12 protein-coding genes are annotated in these 13,396 nt (G+C 54.6%); all 12 read right to left on the bottom strand.

What is annotated here, in order from left to right:
* Nucleotides 1–12: 12 nt before the first annotated feature.
* From nuoN to HO274_RS09560, 12 genes are read right to left on the bottom strand one after another with little or no spacing between them, the layout of a single operon-like run.
* On the bottom strand, nucleotides 13–1,464 hold the full coding sequence (gene nuoN / locus HO274_RS09615; RefSeq protein ID WP_031595489.1) for an NADH-quinone oxidoreductase subunit NuoN: 1,452 nt from the start codon (nucleotides 1,462–1,464) through the stop codon (nucleotides 13–15).
* A 10-nt stretch (nucleotides 1,465–1,474) separates the two neighbouring features.
* On the bottom strand, nucleotides 1,475–2,956 hold the full coding sequence (locus HO274_RS09610) for an NADH-quinone oxidoreductase subunit M (RefSeq protein ID WP_031595490.1): 1,482 nt from the start codon (nucleotides 2,954–2,956) through the stop codon (nucleotides 1,475–1,477).
* Nucleotides 2,957–2,971: 15 nt separating this feature from the next.
* Nucleotides 2,972–4,939, bottom strand: a complete 1,968-nt coding sequence (nuoL, locus tag HO274_RS09605) for an NADH-quinone oxidoreductase subunit L (protein ID WP_031595491.1) — start codon at nucleotides 4,937–4,939, stop codon at nucleotides 2,972–2,974.
* A complete protein-coding gene (nuoK, locus tag HO274_RS09600) occupies nucleotides 4,936–5,241 on the bottom strand; it encodes an NADH-quinone oxidoreductase subunit NuoK (protein WP_031595492.1) in 306 nt (101 codons plus the stop codon). Before nuoK ends, nuoL begins: the two co-directional genes overlap by 4 nt.
* Complete coding sequence (locus HO274_RS09595) at nucleotides 5,241–5,810, bottom strand: NADH-quinone oxidoreductase subunit J (protein ID WP_031595493.1); 570 nt, start codon at nucleotides 5,808–5,810, stop codon at nucleotides 5,241–5,243. The genes nuoK and HO274_RS09595 overlap by 1 nt, the downstream gene beginning before the upstream one ends.
* 39 nt (nucleotides 5,811–5,849) lie before the next feature.
* Entirely contained in the window at nucleotides 5,850–6,338 is a 489-nt protein-coding gene (nuoI, locus tag HO274_RS09590) for an NADH-quinone oxidoreductase subunit NuoI (protein WP_031595494.1), read from the bottom strand.
* 10 nt (nucleotides 6,339–6,348) lie between these two features.
* Nucleotides 6,349–7,392 carry an NADH-quinone oxidoreductase subunit NuoH gene (nuoH, locus tag HO274_RS09585; RefSeq protein ID WP_062187242.1) on the bottom strand — a complete coding sequence of 348 codons (1,044 nt, stop codon included), beginning with the start codon at nucleotides 7,390–7,392 and terminating at the stop codon, nucleotides 6,349–6,351.
* The gene (gene nuoG, locus HO274_RS09580; RefSeq protein WP_062187240.1) at nucleotides 7,389–9,770 is read right to left on the bottom strand and encodes an NADH-quinone oxidoreductase subunit NuoG; all 2,382 of its coding nucleotides are present in this window, start codon (nucleotides 9,768–9,770) and stop codon (nucleotides 7,389–7,391) included. The genes nuoH and nuoG overlap by 4 nt, the downstream gene beginning before the upstream one ends.
* 1 nt (nucleotide 9,771) lies before the next feature.
* On the bottom strand, nucleotides 9,772–11,067 hold the full coding sequence (gene nuoF / locus HO274_RS09575) for an NADH-quinone oxidoreductase subunit NuoF (RefSeq protein WP_273119093.1): 1,296 nt from the start codon (nucleotides 11,065–11,067) through the stop codon (nucleotides 9,772–9,774).
* The gene (gene nuoE, locus HO274_RS09570) at nucleotides 11,064–11,540 is read right to left on the bottom strand and encodes an NADH-quinone oxidoreductase subunit NuoE (protein WP_031595500.1); all 477 of its coding nucleotides are present in this window, start codon (nucleotides 11,538–11,540) and stop codon (nucleotides 11,064–11,066) included. The genes nuoF and nuoE overlap by 4 nt, the downstream gene beginning before the upstream one ends.
* A gap of 2 nt (nucleotides 11,541–11,542) precedes the next feature.
* Nucleotides 11,543–12,808: an NADH-quinone oxidoreductase subunit D gene (locus HO274_RS09565; RefSeq protein ID WP_062187238.1), complete on the bottom strand. Its 1,266-nt coding sequence runs from the start codon at nucleotides 12,806–12,808 to the stop codon at nucleotides 11,543–11,545.
* Nucleotides 12,808–13,395 (bottom strand): NADH-quinone oxidoreductase subunit C, encoded by a 588-nt coding sequence (locus tag HO274_RS09560; protein WP_031595503.1) that lies wholly within the window; start codon nucleotides 13,393–13,395, stop codon nucleotides 12,808–12,810. The genes HO274_RS09565 and HO274_RS09560 overlap by 1 nt, the downstream gene beginning before the upstream one ends.
* Nucleotide 13,396 lies beyond the last annotated feature (1 nt).

Raw genomic sequence — 13,396 nt, 5'->3', positions numbered from 1 at the left:
AGCACGATTATTTTACCCGCGCAGCGACTGAGCGATGGATGCCGTACACAGATCGATGAGTGGCTGGGGGATGATTCCAAGCGCGAGCAATGTCAACGCATTGATGCTGAGAAGCAGGCGATGATCACTTTCCCCCACGATCGGCGTGTCATCCTCCGGCTCATCCATGTACATCAGTTTGACGACACGCAGATAATAAAACGCGCCAATCAGGGACATGAGTACCGCCACGACCACCAACCAGGTCAATCCGGCATCCAGGGCGGCACTGAGCACGGACAACTTGGCAAAGAAACCCGCAGAAACCGGAATCCCTGCCATGGAGATCATGATCAACAGCATCAAAAAGGCATACCAAGGACTGCGTTTGTTCAATCCTTTCAGGTCATTCAGTTGGTCTGCCTCAAAACCCTCGCGACTCATGAGCAAAATCAGGCCAAAAGCGGCCAAACTCGTAAGAACATAAGTTACTACGTAGAACATGGCCGCTGCATATCCTCCCAAGGTACCTGACAGGATGCCCAACAACAGGAACCCCATGTGCGCAATGGTGGAATAAGCCAGCATACGCTTGAGGTTGGTTTGAGCGATGGCCGTCACGTTTCCAACCAGCATGGACAGTACCGAAACAATGATGAGCATGGATTGCCAATCTGCGATCATGGGTCCCATGGCTCCCGCCAGCAAACGCATGAAGAAAGCAAAGCCGGCAATCTTGGGTGCCGTGCTCACAAACAGGGTAACCGCGGTGGGCGCCCCTTCGTACACGTCGGGTACCCACATATGGAAAGGCACCACACCCAACTTGAAGGACAAGCCTGCCACCATGAACACCAACCCCAGAACCAGAATGCCGGGGTCGGCATTACCTTGAGCAATGACATTGGCTACTTCGGCCATTTGCAGAGTGCCTGTGGCGCCGTAGATCATGGACAGGCCATACAACAACATTCCAGAAGCCAGGGCCGCCAGGACGAAGTACTTCATGGCGGCTTCGGTGGCAACGCTCGAGTCCCGCTGCAACGCAATCAAGGAGGCCAGAGAGAGGGAGAGCAGTTCCAACCCAAGATAGAGCACCAGAAAATGGTTGGCAGAGATCATGACCATGATCCCGAGCAGCGCAAAGAGGATCAGGACAAAAAACTCACCCTTGAACAAACCACGGCTTTGAATGTAGTCACGGGAATAAGCCAGAACGAAGGATACCGTCAGCACGGAGATCATCTTCAGGGTACGGGCCATGGGGTCATCCACGAAGGACCCATTGAAGGTCGTCACCACCTGCCCCAGGGAACCGATCAGAAGAAACCCCGCCGTCCCCACCAAGGCCAGTTGAGCATAGGCATAGGTCAGGAATCGTTTGGACTCGGAAATGAACAAATCCGCGATCAGCAGGGCAGAAAGCGCCACCAGAAGAAAAATTTCCGGGTAGGCTGGAACTAGATTGGGTGTGGCGAAGGTCATCGTCGCTCCATCAGAACTTGGGGGTCGAGGCCTGCTCGATCAACTGCAGGACCGAAGCGTGCATGGGTTCGGAGAACAACTTGGGGTACAACCCCATCCCCAATACCAGCAGTGCCAGAATGATCAAAAACAGGAATTCTCGGCCAGAAATATCCTTGAGCGCTGCCACATGGTCATTGGCCACTTCTCCAAAGATAACCCGCTTCACCATCCATAACGTGTAGGCGGCGCCCAGAACCAGCGTGGTGGCTGCCAGTGTGGCATACCAGAAATTGACTTGAATCGCTCCCAGGACAACGATGAATTCTCCAATGAAACCACTGGTTCCAGGCAAGCCGGCGTTGGCCATGGAAAACAACACCATGAAAGTCGCAAACTTCGGCATGGTATTGGCCACCCCGCCATAATCAGCAATTTGTCGTGTGTGCATGCGGTCATACAATACGCCGATACACAGAAACATGGCACCCGAGATAAACCCGTGCGAAATCATCTGAAGCAGACCTCCCTCCATGCCCATGGGGTTGAACAGAAAGATCCCCAGGGTCACAAACCCCATGTGTGAAATGGATGAATAGGCCACCAGTTTCTTCATGTCCTGCTGGACCAAAGCCACCAGACCGATATACACCACGGCAATCAATGATAGGGTGATCATCGTCCCGGCGAGGGCATGACTGGCATCTGGTGTGATGGGCAAGTTGAATCGCAGAAATCCATAAGCGCCAATTTTCAAGGTAATGGCGGCCAGAATGACCGAACCTCCCGTCGGGGCCTCCACGTGGGCATCGGGCAACCACGTATGAACCGGCCACATTGGCACCTTGACGGCGAAGGACATGAAGAAGGCGATAAAAATCAGGATCTGAACTCCCAGAGGAAGAGCCACTGCCTGGAATTTGAGGATTTCGAAAGACTCTCCGGCCTCGAAATACAGATAAATGAAAGCCGCCAGCATGAGCAGGGAACCCAATAGGGTATACAGAAAGAACTTGATGGAAGCATAGACTCGGCGCGGCCCCCCCCATACCCCGATGATCAGATACATGGGTATCAGCATGGCTTCAAAGAAAACATAGAACAGAATGGCATCCAGGGATACGAACACACCGTTGATCAACCCGGACATGATCAGAAAGGCCGCCATGTACTGAGCTTGTCGTTTTTCGATGACGATCCAGCCTGCTATCACTACCAGAATGGTCATGAAACTGTTGAGCAGGACAAACCACAGGGAAATCCCATCGATTCCCAAGTGATAAGTGATGTTGAAAGCAGGAATCCAGCGGTAGGCTTCTTCAAACTGCATGGCCGCCGAGGCGTTGATGAATCCGGTATAAAGCGGAAGGGTGACCAGGAAGCCCAACAAAGCCCCCACCAGTGCCACTCCACGGGTTAGCCCCGGGTTGGAATCGCGCCCCAGGGCGAGGACGAGAATCCCCGCCAGAATGGGGACCCAGATACTCAAAGAAAGAAGATGGTGTGCAGTCATGGAATTCCGCTCAAATTACGCTTTGATGAACCACAGGCTCATCAGGAAGAACACCCCAAAAATCATAGCAAAGGCGTAGTGGTAGATGTAGCCCGTCTGAATCCGGCGCAAGCGTGTGGACAAGGCCCCCACCAGTTGGGCAGAACCATTGACGATCCAGCCATCGATGAACTTTACATCCCCCAGTTTCCACAATCCCTGCCCTAAACAACGGGCACCGCCGGCTATAAAAACTTCATTGAAACGATCAAAGTAGTATTTATTGTCCAACAGGGTATAAATGGCGCCGGATTCACGGGCGATCACCGCGGGAATATGGGTCCACTTGAGGTACAAAGCGGCAGCCAGCGCAATCCCGGAAACGGCCAGCCAGAAAGGCAGGGACTGAACTCCCTCGACAACGAATGGGCCTACCCCATGCCAGGCCTCGCGCATTTCCGGCAGAGCGCCAGTTCCGGGCAGCAGGGTAATGGAAGAACCAAAATAATCTCCCATGACCATGGGCCCAATGAAGATCCAGCCGGCAATGACCGAAGGAATGGCCAGCATGATGAGCGGCAGGGTAATGACCAGGGGCGATTCATGGAGATGCTCACGGGTATGATGGTCCATGCGCGGTTTCCCATGAAAGGTCATGAAAAGCATGCGGAAACTATAAAATGCCGTCACAAATACCCCGGACAGCACGGCAAAGGAAGCGAAACCTGAGCCAGGCAAATGACTGGCACGCACGGCTTCGATGATGGCATCCTTGGAAAAAAATCCGGCAAAGGGCGGAATGCCAGCCAAAGCCAGAGAACCGATCAACGCCGTCACATAAGTAATGGGCATATAACGCCGAAGCCCCCCCATCTTGCGCATGTCCTGCTCATGATGCATGGCATGGATCACGGAGCCCGCGCCCAGGAACAGGAGTGCCTTGAAAAAAGCGTGGGTTCCCAGATGAAAAATCGCTACAGGATAGGCTGAAGCGCCCAATGCCACGGTCATGTAACCCAACTGGGACAGGGTGGAGTAAGCCACTACCCGTTTGATGTCGTTCTGGATGAGCCCCAGGAAGGCCATGAACAGGGCAGTACATGCACCGATCACGAGAACGGTGGAGCGTGCTGTGGGGGACAACTCAAAGAGAGGAGACATGCGGGACACCATGAAAATCCCGGCAGTTACCATGGTTGCCGCGTGGATCAGTGCGGAAATGGGCGTGGGACCTTCCATGGAATCAGGTAGCCAGACATGCAGGGGCATCTGTGCCGACTTGCCCATGGCTCCCACAAACAGCAACAGACAAATGACCGTAATCAGGGAGACCGGCATGCCTCCGCACAATTCGATGGTATCCCGCGCAAAATCAGGGGCCTGCTGAAACACCGTGGCATAATCGAGAGAACCAAAATGGGCTTGGATCAAAGCGATCCCGAGCAAAAAACCCAAATCACCCACCCGATTCACCAGGAATGCCTTGAGGTTGGCATAAATGGCCGTGGGACGGGTATACCAAAAACCGATCAGCAGATAAGACACCAGACCCACCGCCTCCCAGCCAAAAAACAACTGGACGAAATTATTGGCCATTACCAGCATCAGCATGGAGAAGGTAAAGAGCGAGATGTAACTGAAAAAACGTTGATACCCGTCATCCTCGTGCATATACCCAATGGTGTAGATATGGACCATGAGGGAAACGAAATTCACCACCAGCATCATGGTGACGGTGAGCGGATCGATCAGGAAGCCCACCTCAAAAACAGAGGAGTCTCCCATGGTCAGCCATTGATAAACGGTTCCGTTGAAGGAGTGCCCTGCAAAAACATCCTGGGCAATCACCATAGATGCGATCAGGGATACCGCCACGCCGAGGATCGTAACGGTGTGACTGCCCGCCTTGCCCAGAGTTTTGCCAAAAAACCCTGCCAGCACCGCACCCAACAGGGGGGCTAGAGGAACCAGAAGATAAAGACTTGGCACACTCATGTCGATCATTCCTTGAGGTGGCTGAGGTCGTCCACATGAATGGAGCGCAGGTTACGAAACAGCACCACCAGAATGGCCAAACCAATGGCCGATTCCGCTGCTGCTACAGTGAGAATGAAGAAAACGAAAATCTGGCCCGCCGTATCATGCAAGTAATGGGAAAAAGCCACGAAGTTCATGTTCACGGCCAGCAGCATCAACTCGATGCACATGAGCAAAATGATGAGATTCTTCCGATTGAGAAAAATCCCCACGATGCTGATGGCAAACAGCAGTGATCCGAGCATGAGATAGTCTGTCAGGTTGAGCATTACAACTCCCTTTCGGCGGGCATGGACACGATCCGCATGCGGTCGGCTGCTTTGACTTGCACCTGCAGAGCCGGGTCCATGTGCTTGGAATCTTTGCGGCGACGCAGCGTCAGGGCAATGGCGGCCACAATGGCCACCAGCAAAATAACGGCTGCCAGTTCAAAAGAAAAAACGTAATCGGTATAGAGCAGACGGCCCAACTCCTTGGTATTGCTGATTGACCCTCGGGGATCCGGAACCATGGAGGAAAACTGACGACTGCTCACCACCAGCCACATTTCCAGCACCATCAACAGTGCAACCCCTCCACCGAGCGGCAAATGCTTCCAAAACCCCTGGCGCAGTCGTTCGTTGTCAATATTGAGCATCATGACCACAAACAGGAAAAGGACCATCACTGCGCCCACGTAAACCAGTACCAGAACGATGGCAAGGAATTCGGCCTCAAGCATCATCCACAACGCCGATCCGGTAAAAAAAGCCAGCACCAGGAACAAGGCGGAATGGACGGGACTGCGGGCGGTAATCACCCCCACACCGGCCCCCACCAGAACCAGCGCAAAGGCCATAAACAACAGGAAAGAAGAATCAAGCACGGTGCGTCATCCTCATCGGTAAGGGGCGTCTTCTGCCCGGTCAGCCGCAATCTGGGCTTCGTAACGATCTCCCACGGCCAGAAGTTTTTCTTTGGTCATGAGCAAATCTCCGCGCTGCTCACCGTGGTATTCAAAAATGCGCGTTTCCACAATGGAATCCACAGGACAGGATTCTTCACAGAAACCGCAGAAAATGCATTTGGTCAAGTCGATGTCGTAACGGGTTGTCCGCCGGCTTCCATCCTCCCGTTGTTCCGATTCGATGGTGATGGCCATGGCAGGACACACGGCTTCGCACAATTTGCAGGCGATACAGCGCTCCTCTCCGTTGGGATAGCGACGCAGGGCATGCAGGCCACGGAAACGGGGCGACATCGGCGTCTTCTCTTCGGGATATTGCACGGTAATCTTGGGCGCGAAAAAATGACGTCCCGTAATGCTCATGCCCTTGAGCAATTCGGATAGGGTCCAGTTCTTGACGAAGGATTTGAGGTCAGCCACAGGGTACTCCTCAATGGAACCAAAGATTGAGCACGGGAAGACCGCGCAGGGGTTCCTGCAGGAGCAGGCCCACGATCACCAACCAGATCAGAGTCACAGGAATAAAAACCTTCCAGCCCAGACGCATGATCTGATCATAGCGGTAGCGCGGAAAGGTTGCCCGGAACCACAGGAACAGGAACAAAATGAAACTCATCTTGGCAAACAGCCACAGAATTCCATCTGGCAGAAAGGAGACCGGCGACAACCAGCCGCCCATGAACATGAGGGATGCCAGTGCGGCAATGAGAATCATGTTGGCGTATTCGGCCAGGAAAAAGATGGCAAAGGCCATACCGGAGTATTCCACATGGAACCCCGCCACAATTTCCGATTCACCTTCAGCCACGTCAAAGGGCGCCCGATTGGTTTCAGCCGTCCCTGCAATGACGTAAATGACGAACATGGGGAAAAGCGGAATCCAGTTCCATTGCAGGAGCCCCAGACTTCCTTGCTGAGCCTTGACGATATCCACCAAATTGAGACTGTGGGACATCATCAGTACCGTCACCAAAGCAAATCCCATGGCGATTTCGTAACTCACGATCTGGGCTGCAGAACGCAGGGCCCCAAGGAAGGCATATTTGGAGTTGGAAGCCCAACCAGCCAGCACCACACCATAAACTCCCATGGAAGTGATGGCCAAGATGTACAACAGTCCGGCATCCACATTGGCCAATACCAGATCCGGGGTAAAGGGCACCACAGCCCAAGCCGCCAGAGCGGGCATAATGGCCAGTACGGGAGCCAGTACGAAGAGAAACTTGTTGGACCCACTGGGAATGATGATTTCCTTCATCAACAACTTGATCCCGTCCGCAATGGGCTGAAGCAATCCGAATGGCCCCACCCGGTTCGGACCGATACGGATCTGCATGAAGCCGATGACCTTGCGTTCTGCCAAGGTTAGATAGGCTACTGCCCCCATCATGGGTACCACGATGGCCAGAATCTTGAGCAGCGTCCAGACCAGTGGCCAGAGCGGGCCGAAGAATGCTTGAAGCGTATCCATCATGCCCCCTCCAGTACGACCATGCCCATGGCCTCGCCCAATGACGCGCAGAGCGGATGGGCGATAGGCACCACCGCACACCCCTCCGCCAATGTTTCATCCAGGGTCACGGGCAAAACTACACTGCCTTCACCCTGTCGAACCCGCACCGATTGTCCCTCCCTCAAACCCAAACTGGCTGCCTGGGCAGGATGCAGAATGACCCGAATGTCCCCTGCCAGGGCGGTTTCCTGTAATGCAGGCGCACGTCGCACCAGTGGGTCAGCATGGTAACCGGGTAATTCGCCCACCCGTTCCACGGTTCCCAGAGAGGCGCGAACTTTTAGAACGGGCGCCTGGGATAGTTGATTGCTGAGTGCTTCGCGGCAGACCAGCGGCAGATCCGGTGAAATTTCCGTACGCACTTCCTCAAGGGTTTCCTGAGCAAAACCTGGACAATCCAGCAGATTACCCAGCACGCGCCAGACTTTCCAGGCTGGACGCGCTTCACCCTGGGGCGACACCACGCCATTGAAGGATTGTACCCGTCCTTCCATGCTGACAAAGGTTCCGGCAGATTCAGTAAAAGGTGCAATGGGTAGCATGATCGTTGCCCATTGTTCCGCATCCCCCTTGAAGGCACTCAGGGCCACCACCGTCTCGGCCTGACGCAACGCTTTCAAAGCCAGGGTGGGGTCCGCGCAATCCAGAGAGGGTTCCAACCCCATCACCACATAGGCCTGGCGCGGCTGGCGCCATTGCGCCTGGGCATCCAACCCCGTCTGGGCATGGGTATGAAAGGCCCCGCGTTGAGGCAAGGCCCCAGCCAGCGCAGCCCCCACCGTATTGGCAGCCAGCGCCAATTGTCCAAAGGAAGCCCCCGTCACTTCGCCCAACACCTGGGCCAAACGATAGAGTGTCGCATAATCGGGATGTTGTTGAGCCAGTTGCCCCAATACCACCGCTGATTTTCCCTGCGCCGTCAGCAGATTGGACGCGCAGGCCAAAGCCTCGGGCGAAGGTGTCGTGGTGGTCAAAGGCAATAAATCTTCAGGCAGAGGGATGCCTGTTTGTTGGGCCACGGCACTCAGTATTTCACCGAGCAGTGCCGGCCATTCGCTGGGTTTGCCCAGCAGGGTTGCCGCCACGGGCATGGCCCAATCCTCATTGCGCGCCGCCACCCGATGTACCTGCGCCCCGGACCGGGCCGCGCGCCGCAAACGCACCGCCAGCAAAGGTTGCTCTTGACGCAACACCGACCCAATCACCAGAACTGCCCGCAGATCTGACCAGTGAGCAATCGCCATGCCAAGCCAGGGTGTCCCTTGTTGCAGGGCGTCGAGAGAAAAATCCACCTGACGGGTGCGATGATCGATATTATGGCAACCCAATTCACGCAGCAACTTTTGCGCCAAATAAAGTTCTTCAAGGGTTTGATGAGGACTCAATAATGCACCGATCCCTTCGCCCCCGCTGTCATGGCGCACCTTTTCCAAACCATCCACCACGCACTGCAAGGCTTCGGCCCAAGTAACCTGAGTCCACTGTCCGTCCCGCTTGACCTGGGGATGAAGCAGCCGATCAGCGCTGTGCAACGCCTGATAGGAAAATCGATCGCGGTCGGACAACCAGCATTCGTTGATGTCGTCGTTTTTACGTGGAAGCACACGCACCACGTCGTTGGGCATCTTGACCTGTACCTCGATCTGTGTCCCCAATCCATCGTGCGGGCTCACCGACGGGAAACGCGTCAATTCCCAGGAACGGGCCGCAAAACGAAAAGGCTTGCTGGTCAGTGCGCCCACAGGACAGAGGTCGATGGCGTTGCCTGAAACCTCCGAATCCACGGTCAGATCCATGAACGCCAGGATTTCCGAGTGCTCTCCCCGTCCACCGACGCCCAGTTCCATGATCCCGGCAATCTCCTGACCGTAACGCACACAGCGCGTACACAGGATGCAACGTGTCATGTCGGTGGAAATAAGCGGACCCAGATCCTTGTTGGAGACTACCCGTTTGGCTTCCTGATAACGCGAAGCTCCGCCGCCGTAGCCCACGCTGATATCCTGCAACTCACATTCGCCACCCTGGTCGCAGATGGGACAGTCGAGGGGATGATTGATGAGCAAAAACTCCATGACCGCCTTCTGCGCCTCCACGGCCAAAGGTGAATGGGTATGTACCTTCATCCCTTCGGTCACTGGGGTGGCGCAGGCCGGCAAAGGTTTCGGTGCCTTTTCCACCTGAACCAGACACATCCGGCAATTGGCGGCAATGGACAGTTTGCGGTGATAGCAGAAATGAGGAATCTTGATCCCCAGTTGCCTGGCCGCATCCATGACGGTACGCCCGGCTTCGATCTGGGTAGGTTTTCCGTCGATTTCGAGGTTCAATAATGCCATATCAGGCTGCCTTCTCTTGAGAATCGCTCACCGCCCCCACCTGGCAACGCCGATGGGTAACGTGGTATTCGAATTCATCCCGAAAATGGGTCACGAAACTACGCACCGGCATGGCAGCAGCGTCGCCGAGGGCACAGATGGTGCGCCCCTGAATATTATTGGATAGAGAATGCAACAAGTCCAAATCGTCCTGGCGTCCCTGACCATGCTCGATGCGATGGATAATCCGGTACAACCAGCCTGTGCCTTCCCGGCAAGGGGTGCATTGTCCACAGGATTCTTCATGATAGAACAAGGATAAACGTTCCAGTGCCCGCACCATGCAGGTGGTTTCATCCATCACGATCACTGCTCCGGAACCCAGCATGGAACCCGCCTTGGAAAGGGAATCATAGTCCATGTCCAATTGCATCATCAGGTCTCCGGGCAAAACCGGCATGGAGGACCCCCCTGGAATGACCGCCTTGATCTTCCGCCCCCCCCGCATTCCGCCAGCCATTTCGAGAAGGGTGGAAAAAGGGGTCCCCAAAGGAACTTCGTAATTACCCGGTCGGGTTACATGCCCCGAAACGGAAAAAATCTTGGTGCCGCCATTGTTTGGTTTACCCAACTGCAAAAAGGCTTCGCCCCCATTGCGGATGATCCAGGGCACGCAGGCAAAGGTTTCCGTGTTGTTGATGGTGGTTGGTTTGCCGTACAGTCCATAGGTGGCGGGGAAGGGGGGCTTGTAACGGGGTTGGCCCTTCTTGCCTTCCAGGGATTCCAGCAGGGCTGTTTCCTCCCCACATATGTAGGCCCCATAACCATGATGGTTGAACAAGTCGAAGGAAAATTTCGAACCCAGGATATTTTGTCCCAGGAAGCCTGCCGCACGGGCCTGATCAATGGCTTCTTCACAGCGCTGATAGACTTCCCAGATTTCACCGTGAATATAGTTATAACCACGGGTCGCACCCATGGCATACCCCGCAATGATCATCCCTTCGATCAAGGCATGGGGGTTATAGCGCAAGATGTCGCGATCCTTGAAGGTACCCGGTTCTCCTTCATCCGAATTGCACACCACATACTTGTCCCCCACATAGTTCTTGGGCATGAAGGTCCACTTGAGGCCCGTCGGAAAACCTGCTCCGCCCCGGCCACGCAACACGGACTTCTTGACTTCATCCACAACCTGCTCGGGAGTCATGGGCATCGTCAAAATCTTGCGCAGGGCTTCGTAACCCCCCCGTTGAAGATAGTGTTCCAGCGACCAGGTCCGATCCCGATCGAGCCCCTCGAGAATGACGCCGGTCATGACTTCAACTCCTTGAGCAAAGTATCCAGTTTTTCTTCATCCATGAAAGAGTGCATGGTATGGTTGTCCACCAAAAGTACCGGCGCATCACCACAGGCCCCGAAACACTGTCCTTCCTTGAGACCAATGGCGCCATCCGCTGTCACTTCGCCAAAACCGATGCCCAGTTTTTCCTTGAGCCGGTCACAAAACTCCGTGGAACCCGATAACGCACAGGGCAGATTGGTGCACACCGTTAATTTGTGCCGCCCCATGGGTTTGAGGTTGTACATTTCATAGAAAGTGGCCACCTCATACACCGCAATGGCGGGCATGCCCAGATACTCAGCCACACTGTTCATGACTTCCTTCGACAGCCAGCCATATTGGACCTGAGCAATACGCAGGGCCGACATCACTGCCGACTGTTTCTGGTCCGCGGGGTACTTGGCGACTTCGCGGTCGATCTGTTGTTTGGATTCCGTACTCAGCATGATCAGCGGTCCACTTCTCCGAAAACGATATCCTGGGTCCCGATGATGGCCACCACGTCTGCAATCATATGCCCACGTGACATTTCATCCAGACCCGCCATATGGGCAAAACCGGGGGCCCGAATCTTGAGACGGTAAGGTTTGTTGGCTCCATCGGAAACCAGATAAATGGCAAATTCACCCTTGGGTGCTTCCACACTGGCCAAGGTTTCTCCCGGTGGCACATGCATGCCTTCGGTGAAGAGTTTGAAATGGTGAATCAACTCTTCCATGTTTTCTTTCATGGATTCCCGCGAAGGCGGCGCTACCTTGTGGTTATCGGTGATGACCGGCCCCGGGTTACGACGCAACCAGTCGATGCATTGGCGAACGATACGGTTAGATTGTTTCATCTCTTCCATCCGCACCAGATAACGATCGTAACAATCGCCATTCACCCCCACCGGAATGTCAAAATCCATCTCAGCGTAGGTTTCGTACGGTTGTTTCTTGCGCAAGTCCCAGGCCACCCCTGATCCACGCAACATGGGCCCTGTAAAGCCCAGAGACAGCGCACGTTCTGGCGTCACGACCCCGATCCCCACCGTCCGTTGCTTCCAGATTCGGTTGTCGGTTAACAGATTATGGTAATCATCCAGATAATTCGGAAAACGCTCGACGAAATCTTCAATGAAATCCAGCAATGAACCCTGACGATTACGGTTCAAACGTTGTGCTTTGGCATCCGAACGTCCGCCCCGCACTTCCTTGTTGGCCAGGTGCTGGGGCATGCGTTCAGGCAAATCCCGATACACCCCACCGGGGCGATAGTAGGCCGCATGCAGACGGGCTCCGGAGACAGCTTCATAGCAATCCACCAGATCTTCCCGTTCACGGAAAGCATAGAGAAACACCGTCATGGCTCCGATATCCAATGCATGCGCCCCAATCCATAGCAAGTGATTGAGGATGCGGGTGATTTCGTCGAACATGACGCGAATATATTGAGCGCGGATCGGCACATCCACCTGCAACAATTTCTCGATGGCCAGAACATAGGCATGTTCATTGCACATCATGGATACGTAGTCGAGACGATCCATGTAGGGCACACTTTGCAGGAAGGTACGGGTTTCCGCCAACTTCTCTGTCCCGCGGTGCAGAAGACCGATATGGGGATCGGCCCGTTCAATCACTTCGCCATCCAGTTCCAGAACCAGACGCAACACCCCATGTGCCGCAGGGTGCTGGGGACCAAAGTTCATGGTGTAGTTACGTATTTCAGCCATTATGCCGTATCCCCATAATGTTCCGGACGCGTCTTGCGTGGAATCACTTCACGCGGTGGAATGCTGACCGGTTGATAGATGACCCGCTTTTGTTCCGGGTCATAACGCATTTCCACGAATCCGGAAACGGGAAAGTCCTTGCGGAAGGGATGTCCCACAAAACCATAATCCGTCAGCAAGCGACGCAGGTCGGGATGCCCGGAAAAAACGATGCCAAACAGATCAAAGGCTTCCCGCTCGAACCAGTTGGCCACAGACCATACCGTGACCACCGATTCCACCAGAGGAACAGGCCCCTCCGGCGACGCTATCTTGATGCGCAGGCGCAGGTTATGCTGAATCGAGAGCAGATGCACCACAATCCCGAAGCGAGGCCGTGACCAGTGGGGATAGGTGGAATAATCCATTCCGCACAGGTCTATGAGTTGCTCGAAACCGAACTCATCACGCAGGCGCAGAGCCGTTGCCAGCCAATGCTCAGTGCTGACACGAACGGTCAGTTCATCCCGCTGAATCGAGGATTCTTCCAGAACTTCGCCAAAAGCATGACTCAGCACGCCTGCCAATGTTTCAACACGATTCAGCAAA

Source organism: Ferrovum myxofaciens (assembly GCF_013181415.1).
GTDB classification, from domain to species: Bacteria; Pseudomonadota; Gammaproteobacteria; order Burkholderiales; family Ferrovaceae; genus Ferrovum; species Ferrovum myxofaciens.
The sequence above is the reverse complement of the archived record's forward strand: the minus strand, read 5'-3'. Positions and strand labels throughout refer to the sequence as shown.

Excerpts from the sequence above, each read along its gene's own strand:
- nuoG (WP_062187240.1), bottom strand. The coding sequence starts at position 9,770 with ATGGCATTATTGAACCTCGAAATCGACGGAAAACCTACCCAGATCGAA.
- nuoL (WP_031595491.1), bottom strand. The coding sequence starts at position 4,939 with ATGATCGACATGAGTGTGCCAAGTCTTTATCTTCTGGTTCCTCTAGCC.
- nuoH (WP_062187242.1), bottom strand. The coding sequence starts at position 7,392 with ATGATGGATACGCTTCAAGCATTCTTCGGCCCGCTCTGGCCACTGGTC.
- nuoN (WP_031595489.1), bottom strand. The coding sequence starts at position 1,464 with ATGACCTTCGCCACACCCAATCTAGTTCCAGCCTACCCGGAAATTTTT.
- HO274_RS09610 (WP_031595490.1), bottom strand. The coding sequence starts at position 2,956 with ATGACTGCACACCATCTTCTTTCTTTGAGTATCTGGGTCCCCATTCTG.
- nuoE (WP_031595500.1), bottom strand. The coding sequence starts at position 11,540 with ATGCTGAGTACGGAATCCAAACAACAGATCGACCGCGAAGTCGCCAAG.
- HO274_RS09565 (WP_062187238.1), bottom strand. The coding sequence starts at position 12,808 with ATGGCTGAAATACGTAACTACACCATGAACTTTGGTCCCCAGCACCCT.
- HO274_RS09595 (WP_031595493.1), bottom strand. The coding sequence starts at position 5,810 with ATGGCCTTTGCGCTGGTTCTGGTGGGGGCCGGTGTGGGGGTGATTACC.
- nuoK (WP_031595492.1), bottom strand. The coding sequence starts at position 5,241 with ATGCTCAACCTGACAGACTATCTCATGCTCGGATCACTGCTGTTTGCC.
- nuoF (WP_273119093.1), bottom strand. The coding sequence starts at position 11,067 with ATGACCGGCGTCATTCTCGAGGGGCTCGATCGGGATCGGACCTGGTCG.